This is a genomic window from Billgrantia desiderata, assembly GCF_900108215.1.
Classification (GTDB): domain Bacteria; phylum Pseudomonadota; class Gammaproteobacteria; order Pseudomonadales; family Halomonadaceae; genus Halomonas; species Halomonas desiderata.
In genome coordinates, this window is the sequence record NZ_FNVC01000015.1 from 1 (window position 1) to 21,543 (window position 21,543).

Here is a 21,543-nt window from a genome sequence, read left to right on the forward strand (position 1 = left end):
GCCTTATCCGTAGAAAAGCAAACCTGGCTGGAAGCTCGATCAAGTCTGTTTCCTGACTTGTGCAAGTAGTGATATTCAATAGAGTATCCTGTCCTGGCCGTTCACCCGGCACAGCAGGACAACTGCGTCACGTCCTTGGGGAAAGTCTGAGCGCAGAGATTGAGCCACTCCACCATGGTCAGGTAGGGAAACAGTGATCTTGCTCAGTCGCGGTCAGTCACCATTGAACTCACGGAAGACCTCCGGTATCTCCTGCCCCCCAAACTGCCGAGAGGACGTCATGGACATCTCGACTTCCCGGGAGGTCGAGATGTTGACGACGGCCGGCGCGGCCTTGTCGACCAGCTCCGTGAAGTCTGGCAGTCGTGGCTCGGCGAGGGCTGGCGTCACCATCAATAGTAAAGCTAGGCTCATCAGCCAGGCGTGCGAGTGCGGCTTGGGTATCAAAATGGGCTCCTTCCGGGGCATGGAACATGGTAACCGTGTTTGGTACGGCGCCCACTACGCAAAGTTCCATACGCCTAGCCCCGGCTCGGTCTTCATTAGAATTCGGGCTTGAATCTTGAGTTGCTATAGGTTTTATACTGCTGGGTCATCAGGTGACACTAGGATGACGCATGGGACATCATCACGATCATCCCCATCTTGACCCCACCTCTGGTGACCGTCGGATGAGCATCGCCATCTGGGCCAACGGGATATTGACTGTTGCTCAGATCGTTGGGGGTATCCTGGCGGGAAGCCTCGCGCTGATCGCGGATGCGCTGCATAACTTTCCGACATGGCTGCCCTTATCATTGCATTTGCTGCCCGCAAGATCGCGAGACGGCCGCCAGACTCTCAGATGACGTTCGGCTATGGGCGAATCGAGATTGTCGCAGCGCTGATCAACTACACGACCCTCATTCTCGTTGGGTTTTATCTAATTTATGAAGGCGTGATGCGCATGATCGACCCGCCAGAGATTCAGGGCTGGATAGTCGTCATCATCGGCATTGTCGCTCTTCTTGTCGATGCGCTAACGGCCTTGCTCACCTGGTCGATGCAAAAACATAGCGTCAACATTCGGGCTCTCTTCCTGCACAACCTGTCTGATGCGTTTGCGTCCATCGCTGTGATCATTGGCGGCTCGCTGATTCTGCTATACGACATGCGCTGGGTAGACCCCGCGATTACGATCAGTATTGCACTCTATATTCTCTATCTTGCCTTTACGGAGATAGGTGGCCCCATCCGGACACTGATGCTGAGCTCGCCACCCGATGTCGATGGTCAATCAGTCATTGATGCCCTGCGTAGCGTCGAAGGGGTTGAGGATGTGCATCATGTTCACCTATGGCAAATGCAGGAGAATACCGCCGCACTTGACTGCCACGTGGTGACGACGGAAGAAGGCTGGCAGCAGCTCGAGGCGATCAAGGCGGATATCAAAGCACGCTTTGACATTGGCCACTCCAGCTTGGAATTCGAGCATATTGATCATGCGCATCAGGGAGCCAATCTTTATGGGCATGGATAACACGCCACTATTCGCCGACTTGGGCACCCATCAGCGGTTGAGATCCACTCAGCAGTCCTCTCGTCGTGCTTTTCGCTTAACCATTTGAATTGGAGAAGTAAATGTACAAAAAAGCGACTTTTATCCTGGCCGGTGCGTTGATGCTGATCGCCATCATCGTGATCGTATCGAGACCCTCGCTGTTGGGCATGGGCGCCGAGGCGGCCAACCAGGATGGAGCTCAGGTCGAAAACTCTCTGGTGCGCTCACACTCGCCTATTCTGGGGCCGGAAGAAGCACCGGTGACCATCGTGGAGTTCTTCGACCCGGCCTGTGAGGCCTGCCGTGCCTTCTACCCGCTGACCAAGCGCATCCTGGAAGAGTACCCCGACCAGGTGCGGCTGGTGGTGCGCTACACGCCCTTCCACGGAGAAGTGTCCGAAACCGCCATTCGCGTGCTGGAAGTCGCCAGGCACCAGGACGTCTTCCAGCCGGTGCTGGAGGCGTTGCTGGCCCGCCAGAGCCAGTGGGCGGCTCATGGCAGCTTCGATGAAGCTGCTATTCTGGATATCGCCAGCCAGGCCGGTCTAGATAGAGCTGCAGCAGAGGAACAACTTGATTCACCCGAGGTACAAGCGGTCTTCGACCAGGACAAGGCTGACGTCAAGGCCAATCAGATCCGCCAGACGCCGACCTTTTTCGTCAATGGCGAGCTGGTGGACCCCTTCGGCATGCAGGAGCTGGTCGACGCCGTCAATCGTGAGGTGACCGAGGCCTCTGGCGAGGACGATGCGTCATGACGCGACGCTGGATGCTGGTAGGGTTGATGGGGCTGGGCCCTCTGCTGGCCGAAGCCCATTGGCAAGACAATGCCTCGCTATCACCGAGCGAGCCGACATCGGCCAGGGCACAAGCTATCCCGCAGGAGGGATCATCACCCTCGGCTGTTCAGCCGCCCGAGCGCGTCGCCCAAGAGCTAACCGTGGCACCAGGGGATACCCTGAATGCATTGCTGCAGCAGCTTGGCGCGGATTCCGACACGCGCACCCAAGCGTCGAAATCGCTGGCGGAGAGGTTCGACCCGAGACGCTTGCGGCCTGGAGACCGTCTCACTTTCACCTCTCTGACGACCGGACAGCCGGTGTCGGTGACCATCGAGCGTGATTCGGGTATTCAATACGTCGTCACGCTTGGGGAGCGGCCGTCGACGCGGATTGTCCCGCCTCGTCTCGACACCCTGACTCTGGGCCGTGAAGTGGACGTCGAAACGTCACTCTATGCCGCCTTGGCGGCAGAGGGGATACCCACGCGTTTCGCCGTGGACCTCGAGGTGCTGTTAGGCGGACTCATGGACACAGCCCGAGATATTTCGGGCGCGGAGCGCCTGCAGTTACTGTGGGAAGAGGATCGCCGAGAGGATGGCACGCGAGTTGGGCCTCCCCGTCTGACCTATATGGGGTTGGCTGACCAGTCGGCACGACTGGAGATGGTATGGCCAGCGGACCAGAGAGCCACCGTGATGCTCTACAAGGACGGTAGCCTTGTGGAGACGAAGCGGTTCCCGGTGGTCGGCGCACGCCTGACGTCCGCCTTCGGCAATCGACGCCATCCCGTATACGGGGGGGTACGTCGTCATGACGGCGTCGACCTTGCCGCGCCTCGCGGCACCCCGGTCATGGCGACGGCGCCGGGGCGGGTCTCCTTCATCGGTCGCCGTGGAGGTTATGGTCGTGTCGTGGAGGTAGAGCACGAGATGGGCACCCTCAGCCGCTATACGCATCTCAGCCGCTTCGCCTCCGGTCTGTCGGTCGGGGACGTCATCAATGCCGGCGACACGCTGGGGGAAGTCGGGGCCTCCGGACTCACCACGGGTCCCAACCTGCACTACGAAGTGAGAGTGGGTGACCGACCTGTCGATCCTCTGGAGGAGGGGCAGCGCATCATTCTGGGGGAGTCACCGGCACCCCAGGATTATCGAAGCGTGCTCTTCGAGGCTCGTGGTCGTCTGCAAAAAGCCATCGGTACGTCCGGTCTGGTCGCCTTGGATAATCGATAGGCCGACAGGCAGGCTTGTTGTATGACACGCATCGGTGGCCATGTAATGGCTATTGTCGTGTGACACAACATTCCCTGCAGTACCAATCCTCCAGAAGGGAAGGGTCTATGGAAGGTGTCTCTCCGGTCACACTGGGGTTCCTGGGTAGTCTTGCCGCCGGTTCGATGACCGCCATCGGAGCGCTACCTGTCCTGATCAGCAAGGCGCCCGATCGTGCCGTTCGCGACCTGGCACTCGGATTCGCCGCCGGTGTCATGCTGGCGGCGTCCTTCTTTTCACTGATCATTCCCTCCCTGGAAGCCTCTGGACTGCGCTATGGCGGTAGCGTCTTGCCTGCCGCCATTGCCTGCGCGTCGATACTGATGGGGATCGGACTGGTCGCCCTGCTGAATGAGCGACTCCCCCACGAACATTTCGAACAGGGGCGTGAAGGGCCGGAGGCTGCATCGCTGCGCCGAATCTGGTTATTCATCTTCGCCATCACGATCCACAACCTGCCAGAGGGTCTGGCGGTGGGTGTGGCCTTCGGAGCAGGGGGAAGCGAAGGGGGACTTCCCCTTGCTATCGGTATCGGCCTGCAGAATGCGCCGGAAGGCCTGGCGGTGGCAGTGGCATTGCTGGGTGAGGGGTATTCACGCTGGCGATCCTGGACCATTGCCTCCCTCACCGGGCTGGTCGAGCCGTTGGGTGGCCTGCTGGGAGCGGGAGTCGTCAGCATGTCGCAAGTGCTGCTCCCCTGGGGGCTGGCCTTCGCCGCCGGCGCCATGCTCTATGTCATCAGCCATGAGATCATTCCCGAGACCCACCGAAGCGGCCACCAGAACAAGGCGACGCTGGGGCTCTCGGTGGGATTGGTACTCATGCTGTTCCTGGATGTCTCGCTGGGCTAGCATGCCGACCCGTCCAGGCGCCTACCCCAGATCGTGAGCGCCTCCGTGGGCCTGGTCGCTGATACAAAGCTGATGATCGCCCAACACTTCAATGATCCGGCAGCTTTCGACCTTCCCCCCGGCACACTGGCTCACCATCCGTCTGAGCTCGTCACGCAGAGCGGAGAGCCGCTGCAGCCGCGCCTCGATCTCCTCCAGGTGGTGCTTGGCAATGGCGTCGACCTCCTGACACGGCATGTCGGGTTGGTCTGACATGGCCAGCAGTTCACGCACCGCATCCACCGAGAAGCCGAAGTCCCGGGCATGGCGAATGAAGGTCAACCGCCTGACAGCCTCCTCGCCGTAGCGTCGCTGCCCACCCACGGTGCGCGACGCATCGCCCACCAACCCGATGCGCTCATAGTAGCGCACCGTTTCAGGCTTGCAGCCGGCGCGCCGTGCCAGCTCGCCGATGCCGATGGCAGGGCTAATCTCCGGCATCCTGATGTTCCTCCCGTATGGCTTGAATCTATAGTTGCTATAAGGTTTATACTGCAAAGGATAACGCATCGCCAGGAGTGTCACCATGAAGAATTCAGCACCCATAGCCACGGCCACAGCCTCGACGCTACGGGTGGAAGGCATGGACTGTGGTGGGTGCGAGCGCAAGGTCGAAGCTGCGCTGGGCCGCCTGGAGGGCATCGAGGAGGTGTCGGCCAGCTCGGTCACCGGATCGGTGACGATTCACCCTCAGCAGAGCACGAGGTCCTCTCATGAGGCGATCGAGCGGACCCTTAACGAGCTCGGTTACCGCCTTGCCGGCGAGGATGAGGGAGGTAAGTCGGATGCCTCCCCAGCCTCTTGGTGGCAGACCGCCAAGGGACGCCTGGTAATCGTCACCGGGGGCCTGCTGACTCTGGCCTTCGTTCTCCGCCTGACCTGGCCGGCCCTGGGCAACTGGCCCTTCGTCGCCGCCACCCTGGTGGGGCTGGTGCCCATCGCACAGAGTGCCTGGGGCGCGCTGAAGATGCGCAACCCCTTCACCATCGAGATGCTGATGAGCATCGCCGCCCTGGGCGCCCTGGCCATCGATGCCGCCGCCGAGGCGGCGGTGGTGGTCTTCCTGTTCGCCGTGGGCGAATTGCTGGAGGGGGTGGCCGCCTCAAGGGCGCGACGCAGCATTTCGGCCCTCGCGGACCTCACCCCGTCCACGGCGAGGCTGATGGAGGATGGGGAAATCCGGGAGGTCTCGGCCGCCACGCTTACGCCCGGGCAGCGAGTCCTGGTGCGACCGGGCGACCGCGTCCCCTGCGATGGGCGTATCCTGACCGGCGAGTCCGATGTGGATGAGTCACCGATCAATGGGGAGTCCGTGCCCCGCTCGCGTGCCCCGGGTGACGACATCTTCGCCGGCACGGTCAACCTCGATGCCGCCCTGGAAGTGGAGGTAACCCGCGGTGCCGAGGACAACACCATCGCCCGGGTCATCCGCCTGGTGGAGGAGGCCCAGGCCGCCAAGGCACCGGTGGCCCGCTTCATCGATCGCTTCGCTTTCTACTACATGCCGGCGGTGGTGGGGCTCGCCCTGCTGATGGCGGTGGTGCCGCCGCTGGTCTCGACCATGGCCTGGTCGGAATCGGTCTATCGCGCCCTGGCCCTGCTGTTGATCGCCTGTCCTTGTGCCCTGGTGATCTCGACCCCCGCGGCGATCGCTGCCGGCCTCTCGGCGGGCGCCCGCCGTGGGCTGCTGATCAAGGGCGGCGCGGTGCTCGAACAGCTGGGTAAGCTCCGAACGGTGGCGCTGGACAAGACCGGCACCCTCACCGCCGGTACCCCCAAGGTCACCGACGTGGAGGATTGGGCCACCGGCCAGGGCGCGCAGGAGATCCTGAGGCTGGCCGCCGCGCTGGAACGTGACTCCAGTCATCCCATCGCCACCGCCATCTTCTCGCATGCACAGCAGCTGGGCCTTTCCATCCCCCAGACGAACGGCAACCGAGCCCTTTCGGGACGTGGCGTCGCTGGTCAGGTCGAGGGGCGTGAGCTGAGCTTGGTCTCCCCCCGGCAACTGACAGAGCAGGCTGCACTCGATGACGATCTGAGCGCCCGGATCGCCGAGTTGGAACACGCCGGCAAGAGTCTCGCCCTGCTGGTCGAGAGCGAGCGTCCGCTGGGGCTGATCGCAGTACGCGATGAGCCGCGTGAGGACGCCCAGGAGGGGCTGACGGCGCTGTCACGCCTGGGCGTGCAGGCGGTGATGCTCAGCGGTGACAATGCACGTACCGCCGCTGCCATCGGTGGCTCTCTCGGCATCGAGGCGTATGGCGAGCTGATGCCCGAGGACAAGGCCCGGCGCGTGCAGGCGTGGCAGGCCGCCGGCCGGGGGCCTGTAGGGAAGGTGGGTGACGGGATCAACGATGCCCCGGCGCTGGCAGCAGCCGATGTCGGCATCGCCATGGGGGGCGGCACCGACGTGGCACTGGAAACGGCGGATGCGGCCCTGCTCAAGAACCGCGTCACCGGCATCGCCGAGCTGATTGACCTGTCTCGGGCCACGCTGCGCAACGTCAAGACCAACGTCGCCCTGGCGCTGGGTCTGAAGGCCATCTTCCTGGTGACCACGGCATTGGGCATTACCGGCATGTGGATCGCGGTGATGGCGGATACCGGCGCCACCGTGTTGGTGACCCTGAACGCCATGCGGCTGCTGGGCTATCGCTTCTCGCCCGTCACCGCCACGAGTGGCTCGGCAAGCCCGCGCTACCAGGAAGCCACGTCATGAGAACGAAACGGATAGCGATGGCGCGTCAGGGCCCGTACTGGTTGGCCCTGGCGGGCCTGGTCGGCCTGGCCGACCAAGTCATCAAGTGGCTGGTGCAGGCGCTGATGCCGTATGGCCAGACCGTCCCGCTGACCCCATTCTTCAACTGGGGTCACTGGTGGAACACGGGGGCAGCCTTCAGCTTCCTCGCCGATGCGGGTGGCTGGCAGCGCTATCTTTTCCTGGGCCTGACGGGGATGGTGGCTATCGTTCTGACCATCCTGTTGTGCCGGCCCAGGCCCCGTCTGGAGGCGCTGGGGTACAGCTTGATGCTGGGTGGCGCGTTGGGTAATGGCATCGACCGCCTGGCACGAGGGTATGTGGTGGACTACCTGGACGTTTACTGGCGTGAATGGCATTGGCCCGCCTTCAACCTGGCGGATATCGCTCTGTTCCTGGGCGTAGTGGCCTTCGCCATTACGACCTTGCGTGAGCGTCCCTCCTCCAGATTGTCTGAGTGACGGCATGGTTGCAGACAACCTGTCAGTCCCGCACAAGACGCTTGCCGGACGGGTCACGCCGGCTCTCGGCTGTTTGCTGGCCCTGGTCGCCGGAGGGCTGACCACCCTGAGCGCCGCGCCCTTCGCGCTGTGGTGGCTGGGCCCGATAGCGGTGGCCCTCGTCTATGTCGGCATCCATGCTCTGACACCCTCTCAGGCCGCCCTTCGCGGCTGGTGCTATGGGGTAGGCCTGTTCGGCTCGGGGACCTCCTGGGTCTTCGTCGCGATCCACGACTATGGCTATACCGGGGCGCCCCTAGCGCTCTTCCTCACCGGTCTGTTCGTGGCCGGCCTGGCGCTGTTCTTTGCCGTGCCCTTCTGGTTCTATCGTCGCATAACGGGCCGGCGGCTGGCCTTCCTCAGCTTCGCCGGCGTCTGGGTGCTGAGCGAATGGCTGCGCACCTGGCTGTTTACCGGGTTTCCCTGGCTGCTGCTGGGCACCTCCCAGGTAGACTCGCCATTGGCGGCCTGGGCTCCGGTCGGTGGGGTCTACCTGCTATCGCTGATCACTGCGCTGACCGGCACCCTGGGCGTGGAGTTTCTGCGCCGACGCTGGTGGGCCATAGTGCCCATCGCCGCTCTTTGGTTGACTCCCCTGGCCCTGCCGGCCCAGTGGACCTCCCCGGCCGGCGAGCCGCTGCGGGTCGCCTTGCTGCAGGGCAACCTGGATCAGGCGATCAAATGGACGCCCGAGGGCCAGCGCGAGGCGGCCAGTATCTACACGGTGTTGACCCTTGCCCAGTCCGGCGACCTCGACCTGGTTGTCTGGCCCGAGGCGGCCCTGCCGATGTTCGAGCAAGAGGCGCGACCGATCCTCGAGCGGGTGCAGTCCAATCTCGCGCCCGACACCGCCCTGCTCACCGGCATTCTGCAGCGCGACGGAGGCGACTACTACAACAGCGTGATCGGCCTGGGGAACGCCGAGGGCCAGTATCGTAAGGCGCGCCTGGTGCCCTTCGGCGAATACTTGCCGCTTGATCGTCTGCTCGCCGGTACCATTGCCTTCTTCGACCTGCCCATGCCAACCATGACGCCCGGGCCCGAGGCTCAGGGGCCGATCCACGCCGCCGGGACCACCATCGGCAACGCCATCTGCTACGAGATCATCTATGCCGACCGGGTCGCCGAGCAGGCGCGCGATGCTGAGCTACTGCTGACGGTCTCCAACGACACCTGGTTCGGCCGTTCCATCGGCCCCCTGCAGCATCTGCAGATGGCCCGCCTTCGCGCCCTGGAGAACGGCCGGTACCTGATCCGCGCCACCAGCAACGGCGTGACCGCCATCGTCGATCCTCAGGGCCGCGTCACGGCCCGCGCACCACAGTTCCAGGCGACGAGCCTTCGCGGCGAGGTGATGCCCATGGTGGGAAACACGCCGTTCACCCGAACCGGTAGCTGGCCGACCTGGCTGTTGGCCGCCTTACTGGTGCTGCTTGGATGGCGATTCAACACACATCGGTCTGGATGATAAGGGTCCAGCCGAAAAGGGAGAGGATGATGGCGTTGTCGAAACCTCACTCAGGTACGGCGGGGGAAGCTTCGTTGTGGCAACTCCGAACACGCACACTGGTGGGAGTGCTGGCAGGCTGGCTCGCGCTCATCGGCGTTGCTCAGGCCCAGGAGGAGAACGAGTGGCCCCGCGGCCACTATCCATTGCCTGAGGAAGGCAATGTGATCGGCGACACCTACCGCATAACGGTGGAGGATCGAGAAGATACCCTGCTCGATATCGCCAGGCGACACAACCTGGGGTACAGGGAGATCGTGCGCGCCAACCCGGACGTGAGCATCTGGATTCCCGGCGAGGGTACCGAGGTGACCATACCCGGGCGCTTCATCCTGCCCGCCGGAGAGCGCACTGGCATCGTCATCAACATCGCCGAGCTGCGCCTATATTACTATCCCGAGGTGGATGACGACGAGACACCACGTGTCGAGACCTATCCTATCGGCATCGGTCGCGAGGGCTTCGATACCCCCCTCGGGGTGACCAAGACCACCATGAATATCAAGAACCCCGCCTGGTATCCCCCCGAGTCGGTGCAGCGTGAAGCCAGGGCACGCGGTGAAGAGGCACCCAGTGTAGTGCCCCCAGGCCCGGACAATCCGCTGGGAGACCATGCCATTATCCTTGGATTCGATGGCTACTTGATCCATGGCACCAACCAGCCGGATGGTATCGGCATGCGTGCCAGCCGTGGCTGTATTCGCATGTTCCCTGGGGACATCGAGTCGATTTTCGACCGCGTGCCCGCCGGCACCCAGGTCCAAATCGTCAACCAGCCCATCAAGATCGGCTGGTATGAAGGGCAACCGCTGATTCAGGCATTCTCGCCTCTGGAGGGAGAGGGGCACAGCATGTCCACGTTGGTAGAGACCGTCACACGCCTCAACCAGCGCAAGGCCGAGGGCTGGAGCTTCGATTATGAACAGCTTCGCGGCCTGCTGAATGATCCCAGCGATCGAATAGTAGCCCTGAATCCCAGGCCGGAGCCGGATAAAACGCATGATACTGATTACAAGGGGATCTACGCAGAAATCGCGCTGCGCAGACTATGACAACGACAAGGCGAGTCTTGTCGGTCTCGTGACACTGGGTATTCGGTCGTGGCTGATCCAGGATCTATAGCGCTCTACATGACCATTGGCGTTGCGTTTATAGCCCCACCTTGCCGCATGGAACGGTAGGTTCCTAGGCTTGCTTTTGGCATACCGATTCTGGGGAGGGAAGGGCTATTGACCTCGACGTTGCTCTGGGCTACCTACTGCCTTGGGAGTTCTCGCTGGCCTGGCCATGGGCTGGGAGCAACTGGTCCTGTTGGGTATCGCCCCCCTGCTGGTGAGCCTACTGCCCTGCCTCATCATGTGTGGGCTGGGGCTGTGCATGATGAAATGCCAGGACAAGAAAGGGAAAGCGACCGACCAGGGCGAAGTCTCCAACGTACAGGCCAAGGCGGAATCCTCTGAAATACAAGCCGAGGTAGAAGCCTATCCGGCAGCGCCCAAGCAAGCGGAAGCCGCTATTCCCCACGAAGCTGACCAGCAGGTGTCATCATCAGAGCACCCCCTGTCCAAGCTTCAAGCCTAGCCGCGGGATAAGGAGGGGGATAAGGAGGGATGTGGGAAGTCGCCAACATCGGCCTGATCACGGCGTTTCTGGCAGGCCTGATCTCATTCGCGTCGCCCTGTGTCTTGCCGCTCGTACCCGGGTACCTCTCCTTCGTCGCCGGCCGCTCGCTGGGGCAGCTACAGGAAGCGGACCGGCGCGAACGGTTCCGGGTGTTGACCCAGTCGATATGGTTCGTGCTGGGGTTCTCTACGGTCTTCCTGATGCTGGGCGCCAGTGCCACGGCCATCGGTCGCTTGCTGCTGGCCTATCGCCAGGAAGCCAATCTGGTCGGCGGTATCATCGTCATCCTGTTTGGTGCCTTCATGACCGGCCTCATCCCGCTGCATGGGCTACAGCGAGAGTGGCGCTTTATCGGCCGGCTCAAGGCAGAGGGTGGCGGGCGTAGTGCGGCGTATCTGCTGGGCGTGGCGTTCGCCTTCGGCTGGACCCCCTGTATTGGCCCGATCCTGGGCGCCATCCTGACCGTCAGCGCCTCGACGGCCAATGCTTCGAGCGGCATGGCGTTACTCGGCATTTATTCGCTAGGCCTGGGGGTGCCCTTCCTGCTGAGCGCCGTTTCGCTCGATCGCTTCTTGCACCACCAGAAATTCTTGCGCCGCTGGGGCCGAGCCATGCACCTGGCGGCAGGACTGATCATGATCCTGATGGGCATCTTGATGATGACCGGAAAACTGACCGAGCTCTCGTATTGGCTATTGCGCACCTTTCCCGCCTTAGGTGCCATCGGCTAACCGTTATCCAGGGAAATAGTGATATGAAAAAAATGATGAGTCGCTTCTGGCATACCCTATCAATCACGAGCGGGGCCATCATCGGCCTTGGCATCGCCTCCGTGGCCGCAGCGGCCGAAGATGTCTTGCCGGCGCTGGAGTATGACCTGACCGGAGCTCGTCTGCTCAAGGTGAATTCCAGCCAGCTGTTTGAAAGCACGAACGGTGGCGACTCCTGGCAGGCCATCCCGTTGCCCGAGGCCGTAAGGACCGGGCAGTTGGTGGTGGCGCCGGCTGCCGCTGAGCAGACGCTTTATATCGCCGGCCCATCGATTGGAGTGCAGCGTAGCGACGACAATGGCGACAGCTGGTACCGGGTCGATGAGGGCCTGCCCAGCCGGAACGTCATCGCTTTCAGTGCCCACCGACATCAAGTCGAGACGCTCTACGCCAAGATCGCTGACGACGGCATCTACCAAAGTGACGATGCCGGCGAATCATGGCGGAAGAAGGATAGCGGCCCTGTCCAACCTGTTCGCCGGCTCGTCCACTCCGATATGGAGGGCAGCATGCAGACCGGTTGGCTCTATGCGGTGTCTGACGATGCGGTGCGCCTGTCGATGGATTGCTTTTGCGGCTGGCGACCGACCGGAGAGCTCGATGCCGATACCGTCTACGATGTGGCCTACGAGTTCGACGAGCCCGAACGTGTCTATGTGGCCACGGATCGAGGCCTGTGGGTCAGCGACAATGGTGGCAAGGCGTGGCTACGGATAGAAGGCGACGCTCCTGAACTCGTCGCGATCACTCTGGCGCCAGAAGGTACCCTCTATGGTTTGGATCGCGTGGGGGAACTCGTGCGCAGTAATGACCAAGGCCGGAACTGGAGGGCGATTCCCGATGCGTAACCGCGGGGTCCTCGTCACAACCTGGCTGCTGTTAAGTACTGCCGGGCAGGCCATGGCGGATGATGCCCCTCTTTCGCACGATGCCTCTCAGCCGATAGAGGGGGAGCAGATTTACCAGCAGCATTGTGCCAGCTGCCACGGCATCGATGGCGAGGGGATGCCGAACTGGCAGCGACCCAATGCGATGGGTGAGTTGCCGGCCCCACCACATGGGCCAGAAGGGCATACCTGGAAGCACTCCGATGCCATGCTGTATCGGATGGTCTCCGAAGGGTGGCGCGACCCCTGGAACGAGACCGAACGACTGACCATGCCGGCCTTCGAGGACGTGCTCACCCCTGCCGAGATCCGCTCCGTAATTAATTACCTCAAGACGCTATGGACGCCAGAGCAACAACGTCATCAGGCGGAAGAAAGCGAGGGAGCCTCATTTCCGATGCAAAGTGAGTAGCTGTGGGGTCTAAGTATTGAAGGGTATCCGGATTAAGTGGTAGATGGAGCCCCCTTGCTCCTTCGAACCCTTAACTCTCCCAGAAGGTTGATAGATCGACGCCGTAGTTTTTCTCAGGCTCGGGAAGACCCATGCTGTAGGTCATGGTGGCCTTGCCCAGGAAGGGGGATTCCTTGATCTGCGGCACCTTCTTCTTGTGCTTGGTGGTGTAGAGCATCCGGGCCCGCATCACCTCGAATGAGTAGCCCCGGCCATCGCGGTTCTTGTCCTTGGCCAGCCGATTGATCGACTCCGTGAAGGCGTTGGTGATTGGGGTGTCGGTTTCGAAGTAGGCCAGCACCTCCTCGCGCCATCCGCTGACGGCGCTGACGAGATCCTTCCACACCTCTTTCTGCCCCTGTGGAATGTCGTCAATCCAGCGGGCCAGCGCCTTTTCGGCATCACGCCGGGTGGTGCTGTCCCAGATGTGGTAGAACCGCTCCTTGTGCTCGTAGGCCGCCAGGAGCTGAGGGAAGGCCCCTGTCCATGTCTCCATGATAAGCCGCTCGCGATCTGAAACGTCGTGGGCACGCTTCAGCAGGATCTTCCTATCGCCCTTGAGGGTCCGCCGCTGGTTTGGCTTCAGATCCTTCCTGAGTCCCTTACGCACCTTCTCCAGGGCTTCGTTGGCCATCCGCACCACATGGAACTTATCGACCACAATGCGAGCCTGCGGCAGTACCGCCTGGACAGCACGGCGGTAGGGTTTCCACATATCCATGCTGACGATCTCGACCTGGTGGCGCTCGGTCATGCTCATGAGGCGCCTCGTCACCGCGTCCTGCTGGCGACCGGGCAGCAGGTCCAGTAGGGTACGCTCCTCCAGGTTGGTCAGGATGCAGCGGTAGCGGCGGTTCAGGTACAGCTCGTCGATCCCCAGGCAGCGGGGTGTCTCGAAACGATGCCAGGCTGCCAGGAACTCAGCCTTCTTCTTGAATATCTCGCGGACAGTCTTCTCGTCGAGGCCCGTGGTATCAGCCACGTAGGCGTAGGGGTGATTGAAGGCTTCCTTCTCGACGTGGTTGTAAAGCCTCCGCGTCATGCGGTGATCGTCTACCATTTCCGGAAGAGCTGGCCGGAACGTCCTTCCACACGCCCGGCAGGTGTAGCGGCGACGGACCACCCAGAGGGTGACCCGCTTTCCGTGGATGGGTAGGTCGCGATAGGCCACATCGCGCTTGCCGAACCTGACAAACTCACTCTCAACGCCGCATTCCTCGCAAGCTAGAGGCTCAGGAGCTTCGACCTGGTAGTGGAGATCATGCTCTTCCATCTTGGTGCCTAGGACGTGGTACTCGGGAAGGTGAAGGATGTTGTCAGGCAAGCTAGTCATGCAAACTTTCCTTGTCGACATGGTCCATAGATGATCGCGACTCTTTGACCGCGTTGTTTTCAACGAACTGAAGGTGAGTTACTCCCTTGGGTCTTCTGCTTCTCTGAGCCCTTCATGCAATGACGCAATTAGCGGGCAAGTGATATTGCCTTGTTGTGCATGGCATCTGTCGACCATTTCGCTCAGCACCTTCTCAATTCTTTCAAGCCTGTCGATCTTCTCGCGAACGTCCCCTAACTTGTGCTCTGCGAGAGCACTGGCTTCTTGACAGTGGGCGCCATCTTCCAGCCGAAGTAGGTCACTGATCTCATCCAGACTAAAGCCCAGCTGCTGCGCCGTTTTCACGAACGTCAACCTGTCGATATCGGCGGCACTATAGCGTCGAATACCTCCGGGAGGGCGTTCGGGCTCCGATAATAGCCCTCGTCGCTGGTAATAGCGGATTGTCTCGACATTGACGCCGGCCGCCTTGGCCAGGCCGCCAATGGTCATGGTGTCCGCCACTTTATCTGCATGTCTCTTCATGATGCTTGACTCCGTACCAAGCTACGGAAGTAACCTTATCGTAGCTCCCCCCATCCCGAAAGGAGAATCGTCAATGCGGACATCTAAAACGGGGCGAGGGCCCCTGGCCGCCGGAGGAGTCGCGGCCCTCCTGGCCTCGGCGTGTTGCCTCGGCCCGCTGGTGCTGATCACGCTGGGCGTTTCCGGCGCCTGGATCAGCAATCTGGCGGCGTTGGAGCCCTATCGCCCGCTCTTTATCGGCGTCGCGCTGGTGGCGATGTTCTTCGCCTGGCGTCGCGTCTTTCGGCCAGTGGAAAAGTGCCAGCCGGGAGAGGTGTGTGCCGTGCCACGGGTCAGGACGGGCTACAAGGCGATCTTCTGGCTCGTATCGCTGCTGGTGCTAATCGCCCTGGTATTCCCCTACATCTTGCCCCTGTTCTATTAAAAGGAGATCTACCATGAAAGCTCGTTTCGCCTTCATCGCGCTACTCGCCCTGCTCAGCACGCCCGCCTTAGCGGCCCTGCAGACCGTGACGCTGTCGGTGCCGGGCATGACCTGTGCCGCCTGCCCGATCACCGTCAAGGCCGCCCTCAACAAGGTGGACGGCGTCTCGCAAGTCGACGTGAGCTACGCGGATCTCGAGGCCGTGGTCACCTTTGACGACGCCCGAACGTCGGTGGAGGCATTGACCGAGGCCACCATCAACGCTGGGTATCCATCAACCCCGACATCCTCGCAAGCGGATCGAGAGTGATCATGAAGAATCCCAAGCCCCTGCTGCGCGTGAGCGTGATCGGCACCGTCCTGGTGGCATTGTGCTGCTTTACGCCGATCCTGGTGATCCTGCTTGGCACGGTGGGCCTGGCGGGGCTGACGGGCTATCTCGACGTTGTGTTATTGCCGGCCCTGGCCTTCTTCATCGGCCTGACCATTTATGCGATTTGGCGTAAGAAGCAGTTCGACGCCTGTTGTGACAACGGCTCTATCAAATCAAGGAATACGCCCCCTGAGTGACATCAAGCAGCTGCACATCGCGGTCATCGGGTGAGTTGTTTACGAGCTTGCCCGCCACGGTGAAGGAATAAGCGTGAAAGATTCGCAGAAATTTTTAAGCGTCGTGCTTGGCACCGGGTTGATGGTGCTGTGTTGCGCCGCGCCAATCGCCCTGGTGCTATTCGGTACGGCGGGCCTGGCCGCGTTGGCAGGCTATCTCGATTACCTGCTGTTTGCCGCCCTGGCCATCGGCTTACCTCTCTACGCGCGATACCACAAGCGGAAGCAGGATGCCGGCTTTACTAATGAAGACTCGGAGAAACGTGATGATTGAACTCAACGTGAGTGGCATGACCTGTGACCGCTGTGCGGATCATGTCAGGGAAGCCCTGGAGAAGCTGCCCGGCGTGCAGTCGGTGGAGGTATCCTATCCTCAGGGGACGGCATCGGTAGCCGTTGATCCGGAGACACCGGCCTCGGCGTTGACGTTTGCCGTGACCCGACTTGGCTACCAAGCTCGACTGGCCAACAGTGGGCCCACTTCCCCGGCAGGCGCATCGGTGTCCAAGGGCCGTGATGAAGACGCCCCGCACATCGCGGTGATCGGCAGCGGCGGCGCCGCCATGGCGGCGGCCCTGAAAGCCGCCGAGCGCGGCGCCCGGATCACCCTGATCGAACGCGGCACCGTCGGCGGTACCTGTGTCAATACAGGCTGTGTGCCTTCGAAGATCATGATTCGCGCGGCCCATATTGCCCACTTGCGTACGGAAAGTCCCTTCGATGCAGGCCTGAGCGCCCAGGCGCCGGTGGTGGATCGGGCCAAGCTGCTCGAGCAGCAGCAGCGACGTGTCGAGGAACTGCGTGACGCCAAGTACGAGGGGATTCTGCGCGACCACCCGGCCATCACGGTCCTGCACGGCGAGGCCCGGTTTATCGATGCCCATAGCCTGATGGTCAAGCTGAACGAGGGCGGCGAGCAGGTCGTCCACTTCGACCGCGCCTTAATCGGTACTGGCGCCCGACCGGCAGTACCGCCGATCCCGGGTCTTGCCGACACCCCCTACCTGACCTCTACCAGTGCGCTGGCCCTGGACACCCTTCCCGAGCGGCTGATTGTGATCGGCGCCTCGGTGGTGGCCCTGGAACTGGCCCAGGCCTTCGCCCGGCTGGGCAGCCGGGTCACGGTGCTGGCCCGCAGCCGCCTGCTCTCCCAGGAAGACCCGGCGGTAGGGGATGCGGTGGAGGCGGCGTTTCGCCGCGAGAGCATCGAGGTCCTCAAGCAGACCCAGGCGAGCCGCGTGGACTACACCGACAATGAATTCATTGTCGACACCAACGCCGGCACCTTGCGGGCGGATCAACTGCTGGTGGCCACCGGACGGACACCCAATACCGAGGCCCTGAACCTGGCGAGCCTCGGCGTGGAAACCGCACGTGGGGCGATTCTGGTCGATGAGCATCTGCACACCACGGTGCCGGGGCTCTATGCCGCCGGTGACTGCACCGATCAGCCGGAGTTCGTCTATGTCGCCGCCGCCGGGGGCAGCCGGGCTGCCGTCAACATGACCGGGGGCGAAGCCACCCTGGACCTGAGCGCCATGCCGGCGGTGATCTTCACCGACCCCCAGGTGGCCACCGTCGGCCTGACGGAAGCCGAGGCCATCGAGCAAGGCTTCAGCGTCGATACCCGCGAGCTGGACCTGGAAAACGTGCCGCGTGCGCTGGTGAATTTCGACACCGGTGGTTTCATCAAGCTGGTGGCCGAACGCGACTCGGGCCGGTTGCTGGGGGTGCAGGCGGTGGCGGGGGAAGCCGGTGAGCTGATCCAGACGGCGGTGATGGCGCTACGCGCACGCATGACCGTACACGACATCGCCAATGAGCTATTTCCCTACCTGACCATGGTGGAAGGGCTCAAGCTCTGTGCCCAGACTTTCACCAAGGATGTGACGCAGTTGTCCTGCTGTGCCGGGTGAACGATATGAGCGCGACCGTGGTGCCACTGGGCGGCGGCACCACGGGTTTTGGGCATGGACACCACAGGGAGCTCTGTCACGATGAACACGATACTACCCGATTGCGGGATGATGGGGGCGATGGGCTGGATAATGCCAGTGATCGGAATTGCCCTACTATTGCTGCTGGTCCTGGGCATCGCCTGTTTGGTGAAGTATCTGCTCTCTAGCAAGTGAGCGTACTGAGCGAGCCATCAACCAGCTAATCCGTTGTGGGTTGAGTTTGTCGGCCACCTTTCTCTCTCGCATACCAACCAGATAATCCGGATACCCGTATTGAAAAGGTGATTATAGACCCAAGTTTTCCCGAAGAATCTGATCGCGCAGGACGCCATTCGATTTTTCCGATAAAGCCAGCTTCCGCTCAACAGCGAGAATGCGAGCGGCCAGCTCAGCCTTTGTCAGGCGCATCAAATAATGCATACGTCGCCGCTCCGCATCGGTGGGTCTTTCCACATCGCTGTTCAGTAGGCGTCCAATGGTACGCCGCCTTCGAACGGGTTGAGCAGCTTCCTCGTATAATTGGCAGCATTCAGGATTTCGAAGAATGGTGGATTCGGAAATCCCCATTCCCGTATCGGAGAGTTCACGCGACATTCTCGCAATCCGTCCCAGCGTCACAGGACTGCCGGTCTCCTGTAGCCGGCTGATTGCTTGACGCACGATCGCCACGCTTCGATTGCGACGTTGCTGATGACTGCGTTTCAAACCGGCCATTGCAGCCTCGGAACGTGCCTTACTGGATTGTCGCGTCATCCCTCCTTCCTCCCGATGGTCAGTATGACGGGGTCTGCTGCCGCCTGATCAGCTCGCTCAAGAAGTTCCATCTCGGCCAGCACATCATTGCAGCTCGCCATGGCTTCCTTTGCCTTGCGCTCTTCAGCGGGCAGATTCTGTGCTTCCGCCATTTCCGCCATCTGCGCACAGGCCTGCCGGTAGATGATGACTTGGTCACGCTTGCGCCAGTCGGGCGCATTCCCGGCACAGCCGATGCAGGCGAACTTGATGGGACACTGACTGGCCACTGTGCAACGTCCACCGATAACCGGGATCAGTGCACCCACCTGCTCCTGCGCGGCTTCGACCTGCCGCCGGATTTGCGCTGGGGATCGTATGTGGGTACGGGACAGGTCCACACGGCTTTCAAAGATCTTCCGTTGCAGCTCCACCAGCCTGGCCGGCGTCGGCTGGGAATAGTATTCGGTCACTCGTATATCTCGCTGCTTCATGAGGAGTGCGATCACATCCACAGGCGTGTTCAACGCCCGCATCTCCGTGGCAAAGCCGTGACGCAGCAGGTGGGAAGTGACCCGCACGGCCTCACCGTCAGGCGTTTGCAGCGAGATACCGTGCAGCATGATGGACATCGTCGCATTGATGTCCTTATGGCTGAAATGTCTTCCGGCGTGCTGCCATAAGTAGGGCGCCGGTCGAAGTTTATGCCGCAAATTCCTAGTAGCAGGGATGGTCTCCAGGCTCTGCTCCCGCTCTCGCTGGAACTTCCACCAAGCGTGTAGCGCTCTCATGCAGCGCTCGTCAATATAGTAGGGCTCTTCTGCCCGGCGTCCCTTGGGAATTGCGCGAAAGGCGATCGCTTCACGGCCCTTGGCGAGCAGCACTCGTGATAGATGCTCCTGACTCAACCTGATTTGCAGGAACTCGTTCATGCGAGCCCCGGTCTTGGTCATGATCTGAATGGCCGCATGCCCGACGAGAGCGCCAAGCTTGAGCGCATCAAGTGGAATAAAGAGCATGCCAATATCTCGCGAGATACGTTCCAACCAGTTATTGGTTGATGCTCCCCAAGTCGATTGTGGAGGGAGCTGAAATGAGCTTCTCGAGTAGCCATTTCGCGTCAGAAAATCAGGATCGACAACCTGAGAGCGCAGCACATTCGCCTGCAGCAGTTCGATGAACCAATAGGGCTCTACAGCATCAGCGTCATCACGGGCATGGCCGCCCTCATAGCTCAGGAAGTAACCTGCCTGGTCGCATACCGCCGCACGCATGCGCTGACGCTGATCCTGATGATAGTAGAAGTCTTCTGCCACGGGCTCATGCACAGAACGCAATGTCGCTGCGTCCCAGAGCCTGAAATGCTGCTGTGTCGGTCGAGTGCGGCCTGAGGCCGATACCGTCTCATCGGTGATCGAGAATGATATCGGCAGGGCCTCTCCCTTCCGTTCATGATGGGCAATGGCATCTCGGAAGGCTGTGTACAGTCGCTCGACCTGAATGCATCGACGCTCGGCTATATCACGGAGCAGATAGAAGCGATCATGTACAACGGCGGTAGCGGCCTTACGGCGCATCCTCTGCTCGGCTCTTACTTCTCTATGAATAGTGGAGCGGTGCCAGAAGTGGTCATCCTTCAGAGCAATGAGTTTCCAAGGCGCTACGGCCCGGCGCTGCTCGGGTGTCAACTTGAGTAGGTAATCCTCTTGTTTGCGCAGCAAGCGGAAATAGGTCTGCAGAAATCGGCCGCGCTTGGGCGTACCCTCTTCCGGCAATACCTCACCATCATGGTATCTTTGATAGAACGCCTCGGGGTCCAGCTCATCGATATCTGCAAGTTCCAACCGTTTTAGATAGCGCGACATGCTGGCAAAGAAGGTGATGTCGTTACGTCGGTTGCCATCGGCGAAGGTCATGACGAAGAATGCCACATCCCGTAGTTTCGGTTGCGAAATGGAGTGGATCATTCGGCGCTGGGACTCATTGAAGGGCCGCCCCATGGTCGGTGATTCCAGAAAGGTCAGCGGCAGGTGGTGGAGTGCCGGTGTTACTCTGTCAAGCACCATCTCCAGAGTGATCTCCTTCCATACCCGCAATGGCCTGGCCTGATGCCCCGTCTCTTCTTCCCAACGCCGGATTTCTTGTTTAATGTGACGATCATTGTGCTCGGAAATCCGCAGTACCTCGCTGTAGGCTACCGTATGTCCCTCGCGGTGTAGGTGCTCAATGGTCAGACGTGTGAGCCGCGTGAGCACTTCACGTGAACGCCGCGTATTGGGAAGCGAATAGCGAAAGGTATTGAAGTCCCGACGCCAGCCCTCATAGGCCTCACGACTGTCGACCGGGGTGCTCAGGAGTTCATCGGCCAATGCTGCCACGTAATGGCGCGAATACCCCGACACGGTGGCTACGCTGTACCCGAGGCACCGGCTGATATCGGCCAGCTTGAAGGGAGTGCCGAGCCGGCGACGACGGTCCAGTTCCGCCGTGATCGATTCGTTTCGCTGGTTCAGCGCATGATTTTCGCCCACGAGGACGGTGGTACCGTAGGTGTCGAGAGATTTCCAGGCAACCGTGCGCGCTACCTGATGACCGGTCTCCTGCTCCCAGAGAACCAACTCCTCATTGAGGATCCGTCTTCGCCCTCCCGTAATGGCTTCAACTGCGTTCACCGTCATCAACGTGTTCTCGCGATGCAGTTGTTCGATGACCAGCCGCACAAAGCGTCGGAACAGCACCGGACCACTTGTTGTGCGCGTAATAAAGGGGCGAAAGGTGCGGTAGTCACGTACCCAGCGTTCATGAGCCTCTCGGTTCTCGACCACCGTCTGCAGCAACTCCGCTGCCAGGTCACGAACATAACGCTGGGTAACGCCACTGATCGTCTTGCGATCGTAGCCGGTAACCGCCATCACCTCCCGATTCACGAAGGCCTCACCCCGCTCGCGTCGACGATCAAGCTCGGCACGTATCGTAAGCC

The 21,543-nt window shown here is 61.2% G+C and carries 23 protein-coding genes and 1 pseudogene; 18 read left to right on the top strand and 6 right to left on the bottom strand.

The features are described from left to right. Nucleotides 1-213: 213 nt before the first annotated feature. The gene (locus tag C4S71_RS13775; RefSeq protein ID WP_086509375.1) at nucleotides 214-447 is read right to left on the bottom strand and encodes a S1C family serine protease; all 234 of its coding nucleotides are present in this window, start codon (nucleotides 445-447) and stop codon (nucleotides 214-216) included. A gap of 224 nt (nucleotides 448-671) precedes the next feature. On the opposite strand from C4S71_RS13775, the pseudogene C4S71_RS13780 reads away from it, so the two are divergent. The 4 genes and pseudogenes from C4S71_RS13780 (at nucleotide 672) to C4S71_RS13795 (ending at nucleotide 4,444) form a co-directional block, all read left to right on the top strand. Beyond that, nucleotides 672-1,519: pseudogene (locus tag C4S71_RS13780) on the top strand (cation diffusion facilitator family transporter). 101 nt (nucleotides 1,520-1,620) lie between these two features. Beyond that, the gene (locus C4S71_RS13785) at nucleotides 1,621-2,298 is read left to right on the top strand and encodes a DsbA family protein (protein WP_086509374.1); all 678 of its coding nucleotides are present in this window, start codon (nucleotides 1,621-1,623) and stop codon (nucleotides 2,296-2,298) included. After that, nucleotides 2,295-3,554 carry a M23 family metallopeptidase gene (locus C4S71_RS22615; RefSeq protein ID WP_200825301.1) on the top strand — a complete coding sequence of 420 codons (1,260 nt, stop codon included), beginning with the start codon at nucleotides 2,295-2,297 and terminating at the stop codon, nucleotides 3,552-3,554. Before C4S71_RS13785 ends, C4S71_RS22615 begins: the two co-directional genes overlap by 4 nt. 107 nt (nucleotides 3,555-3,661) lie before the next feature. Next, on the top strand, nucleotides 3,662-4,444 hold the full coding sequence (locus C4S71_RS13795) for a ZIP family metal transporter (protein ID WP_086509373.1): 783 nt from the start codon (nucleotides 3,662-3,664) through the stop codon (nucleotides 4,442-4,444). Between the two features lie 21 nt (nucleotides 4,445-4,465). Here C4S71_RS13795 and C4S71_RS13800 read toward each other — a convergent pair whose 3' ends face one another. Further along, complete coding sequence (locus tag C4S71_RS13800) at nucleotides 4,466-4,924, bottom strand: MerR family transcriptional regulator (RefSeq protein WP_086509372.1); 459 nt, start codon at nucleotides 4,922-4,924, stop codon at nucleotides 4,466-4,468. Nucleotides 4,925-5,009: 85 nt separating this feature from the next. Between C4S71_RS13800 and C4S71_RS13805 the strand changes: the two genes are divergently transcribed. The 8 genes from C4S71_RS13805 (at nucleotide 5,010) to C4S71_RS13840 (ending at nucleotide 12,943) form a co-directional block, all read left to right on the top strand. Continuing rightward, nucleotides 5,010-7,205 carry a heavy metal translocating P-type ATPase gene (locus tag C4S71_RS13805; protein WP_086509371.1) on the top strand — a complete coding sequence of 732 codons (2,196 nt, stop codon included), beginning with the start codon at nucleotides 5,010-5,012 and terminating at the stop codon, nucleotides 7,203-7,205. After that, nucleotides 7,202-7,705, top strand: coding sequence for a signal peptidase II (gene lspA / locus C4S71_RS13810; protein ID WP_086509370.1), 504 nt, complete (start codon nucleotides 7,202-7,204; stop codon nucleotides 7,703-7,705). The genes C4S71_RS13805 and lspA overlap by 4 nt, the downstream gene beginning before the upstream one ends. A gap of 4 nt (nucleotides 7,706-7,709) precedes the next feature. Continuing rightward, complete coding sequence (gene lnt, locus C4S71_RS13815; protein ID WP_086509369.1) at nucleotides 7,710-9,212, top strand: apolipoprotein N-acyltransferase; 1,503 nt, start codon at nucleotides 7,710-7,712, stop codon at nucleotides 9,210-9,212. 74 nt (nucleotides 9,213-9,286) lie between these two features. After that, the gene (locus tag C4S71_RS13820) at nucleotides 9,287-10,303 is read left to right on the top strand and encodes a L,D-transpeptidase family protein (protein ID WP_235014438.1); all 1,017 of its coding nucleotides are present in this window, start codon (nucleotides 9,287-9,289) and stop codon (nucleotides 10,301-10,303) included. Nucleotides 10,304-10,538: 235 nt separating this feature from the next. Continuing rightward, entirely contained in the window at nucleotides 10,539-10,832 is a 294-nt protein-coding gene (locus tag C4S71_RS13825) for a hypothetical protein (RefSeq protein WP_086509367.1), read from the top strand. Between the two features lie 29 nt (nucleotides 10,833-10,861). Next, nucleotides 10,862-11,605: a cytochrome c biogenesis CcdA family protein gene (locus C4S71_RS13830; protein ID WP_086509366.1), complete on the top strand. Its 744-nt coding sequence runs from the start codon at nucleotides 10,862-10,864 to the stop codon at nucleotides 11,603-11,605. Nucleotides 11,606-11,628: 23 nt separating this feature from the next. Beyond that, nucleotides 11,629-12,492 carry a beta propeller repeat protein gene (locus C4S71_RS13835; RefSeq protein WP_086509365.1) on the top strand — a complete coding sequence of 288 codons (864 nt, stop codon included), beginning with the start codon at nucleotides 11,629-11,631 and terminating at the stop codon, nucleotides 12,490-12,492. Then, nucleotides 12,485-12,943: a c-type cytochrome gene (locus C4S71_RS13840; protein ID WP_176342808.1), complete on the top strand. Its 459-nt coding sequence runs from the start codon at nucleotides 12,485-12,487 to the stop codon at nucleotides 12,941-12,943. The genes C4S71_RS13835 and C4S71_RS13840 overlap by 8 nt, the downstream gene beginning before the upstream one ends. 70 nt (nucleotides 12,944-13,013) lie before the next feature. On the opposite strand, the gene C4S71_RS13845 is transcribed toward C4S71_RS13840, so the two are convergent. Together C4S71_RS13845 and merR are read right to left on the bottom strand one after the other, a co-directional pair. Further along, the gene (locus C4S71_RS13845; RefSeq protein ID WP_033988338.1) at nucleotides 13,014-14,315 is read right to left on the bottom strand and encodes an ISL3 family transposase; all 1,302 of its coding nucleotides are present in this window, start codon (nucleotides 14,313-14,315) and stop codon (nucleotides 13,014-13,016) included. 78 nt (nucleotides 14,316-14,393) lie between these two features. Further along, entirely contained in the window at nucleotides 14,394-14,840 is a 447-nt protein-coding gene (gene merR / locus C4S71_RS13850) for an Hg(II)-responsive transcriptional regulator (RefSeq protein WP_006911920.1), read from the bottom strand. 73 nt (nucleotides 14,841-14,913) lie between these two features. Here merR and merT point away from each other — a divergent pair, with 73 nt between their 5' ends. The 6 genes from merT (at nucleotide 14,914) to C4S71_RS22890 (ending at nucleotide 18,005) form a co-directional block, all read left to right on the top strand. Next, the gene (gene merT / locus C4S71_RS13855) at nucleotides 14,914-15,264 is read left to right on the top strand and encodes a mercuric ion transporter MerT (RefSeq protein ID WP_027965778.1); all 351 of its coding nucleotides are present in this window, start codon (nucleotides 14,914-14,916) and stop codon (nucleotides 15,262-15,264) included. 13 nt (nucleotides 15,265-15,277) lie between these two features. Further along, nucleotides 15,278-15,574, top strand: a complete 297-nt coding sequence (gene merP / locus C4S71_RS13860) for a mercury resistance system periplasmic binding protein MerP (RefSeq protein WP_022519794.1) — start codon at nucleotides 15,278-15,280, stop codon at nucleotides 15,572-15,574. 2 nt (nucleotides 15,575-15,576) lie between these two features. Continuing rightward, a complete protein-coding gene (merF, locus tag C4S71_RS13865) occupies nucleotides 15,577-15,834 on the top strand; it encodes a mercury resistance system transport protein MerF (RefSeq protein WP_033988342.1) in 258 nt (85 codons plus the stop codon). A gap of 73 nt (nucleotides 15,835-15,907) precedes the next feature. Continuing rightward, on the top strand, nucleotides 15,908-16,147 hold the full coding sequence (gene merF, locus C4S71_RS13870) for a mercury resistance system transport protein MerF (protein WP_027965777.1): 240 nt from the start codon (nucleotides 15,908-15,910) through the stop codon (nucleotides 16,145-16,147). Next, nucleotides 16,140-17,789, top strand: a complete 1,650-nt coding sequence (merA, locus tag C4S71_RS13875; protein ID WP_082051506.1) for a mercury(II) reductase — start codon at nucleotides 16,140-16,142, stop codon at nucleotides 17,787-17,789. Before merF (C4S71_RS13870) ends, merA begins: the two co-directional genes overlap by 8 nt. Before the next feature lie 81 nt (nucleotides 17,790-17,870). Further along, the gene (locus C4S71_RS22890) at nucleotides 17,871-18,005 is read left to right on the top strand and encodes a hypothetical protein (RefSeq protein ID WP_255408533.1); all 135 of its coding nucleotides are present in this window, start codon (nucleotides 17,871-17,873) and stop codon (nucleotides 18,003-18,005) included. 111 nt (nucleotides 18,006-18,116) lie between these two features. Here the strand turns inward: C4S71_RS22890 and C4S71_RS22315 are convergent, their stop codons facing one another. Both C4S71_RS22315 and C4S71_RS13880 read right to left on the bottom strand, forming a co-directional pair. Next, nucleotides 18,117-18,584, bottom strand: a complete 468-nt coding sequence (locus C4S71_RS22315; protein ID WP_140162521.1) for a hypothetical protein — start codon at nucleotides 18,582-18,584, stop codon at nucleotides 18,117-18,119. Next, on the bottom strand, nucleotides 18,581-21,490 hold the full coding sequence (locus tag C4S71_RS13880; protein ID WP_160113392.1) for a site-specific integrase: 2,910 nt from the start codon (nucleotides 21,488-21,490) through the stop codon (nucleotides 18,581-18,583). Before C4S71_RS13880 ends, C4S71_RS22315 begins: the two co-directional genes overlap by 4 nt. Nucleotides 21,491-21,543: the final 53 nt, after the last annotated feature.

What these genes read in the sequence shown, in the direction of transcription:
- C4S71_RS13785 (WP_086509374.1), top strand. Translation starts at nt 1,621, where the DNA reads ATGTACAAAAAAGCGACTTTTATCCTGGCCGGTGCGTTGATGCTGATC.
- C4S71_RS22615 (WP_200825301.1), top strand. Translation starts at nt 2,295, where the DNA reads ATGACGCGACGCTGGATGCTGGTAGGGTTGATGGGGCTGGGCCCTCTG.
- C4S71_RS13795 (WP_086509373.1), top strand. Translation starts at nt 3,662, where the DNA reads ATGGAAGGTGTCTCTCCGGTCACACTGGGGTTCCTGGGTAGTCTTGCC.
- C4S71_RS13800 (WP_086509372.1), bottom strand. Translation starts at nt 4,924, where the DNA reads ATGCCGGAGATTAGCCCTGCCATCGGCATCGGCGAGCTGGCACGGCGC.
- C4S71_RS13805 (WP_086509371.1), top strand. Translation starts at nt 5,010, where the DNA reads ATGAAGAATTCAGCACCCATAGCCACGGCCACAGCCTCGACGCTACGG.
- lspA (WP_086509370.1), top strand. Translation starts at nt 7,202, where the DNA reads ATGAGAACGAAACGGATAGCGATGGCGCGTCAGGGCCCGTACTGGTTG.
- lnt (WP_086509369.1), top strand. Translation starts at nt 7,710, where the DNA reads ATGGTTGCAGACAACCTGTCAGTCCCGCACAAGACGCTTGCCGGACGG.
- C4S71_RS13825 (WP_086509367.1), top strand. Translation starts at nt 10,539, where the DNA reads ATGGGCTGGGAGCAACTGGTCCTGTTGGGTATCGCCCCCCTGCTGGTG.
- C4S71_RS13830 (WP_086509366.1), top strand. Translation starts at nt 10,862, where the DNA reads ATGTGGGAAGTCGCCAACATCGGCCTGATCACGGCGTTTCTGGCAGGC.
- C4S71_RS13835 (WP_086509365.1), top strand. Translation starts at nt 11,629, where the DNA reads ATGAAAAAAATGATGAGTCGCTTCTGGCATACCCTATCAATCACGAGC.
- C4S71_RS13840 (WP_176342808.1), top strand. Translation starts at nt 12,485, where the DNA reads ATGCGTAACCGCGGGGTCCTCGTCACAACCTGGCTGCTGTTAAGTACT.
- C4S71_RS13845 (WP_033988338.1), bottom strand. Translation starts at nt 14,315, where the DNA reads ATGACTAGCTTGCCTGACAACATCCTTCACCTTCCCGAGTACCACGTC.
- merR (WP_006911920.1), bottom strand. Translation starts at nt 14,840, where the DNA reads ATGAAGAGACATGCAGATAAAGTGGCGGACACCATGACCATTGGCGGC.
- merT (WP_027965778.1), top strand. Translation starts at nt 14,914, where the DNA reads ATGCGGACATCTAAAACGGGGCGAGGGCCCCTGGCCGCCGGAGGAGTC.
- merP (WP_022519794.1), top strand. Translation starts at nt 15,278, where the DNA reads ATGAAAGCTCGTTTCGCCTTCATCGCGCTACTCGCCCTGCTCAGCACG.
- merF (WP_033988342.1), top strand. Translation starts at nt 15,577, where the DNA reads ATGAAGAATCCCAAGCCCCTGCTGCGCGTGAGCGTGATCGGCACCGTC.
- merA (WP_082051506.1), top strand. Translation starts at nt 16,140, where the DNA reads ATGATTGAACTCAACGTGAGTGGCATGACCTGTGACCGCTGTGCGGAT.
- C4S71_RS22890 (WP_255408533.1), top strand. Translation starts at nt 17,871, where the DNA reads ATGAACACGATACTACCCGATTGCGGGATGATGGGGGCGATGGGCTGG.
- C4S71_RS22315 (WP_140162521.1), bottom strand. Translation starts at nt 18,584, where the DNA reads ATGACGCGACAATCCAGTAAGGCACGTTCCGAGGCTGCAATGGCCGGT.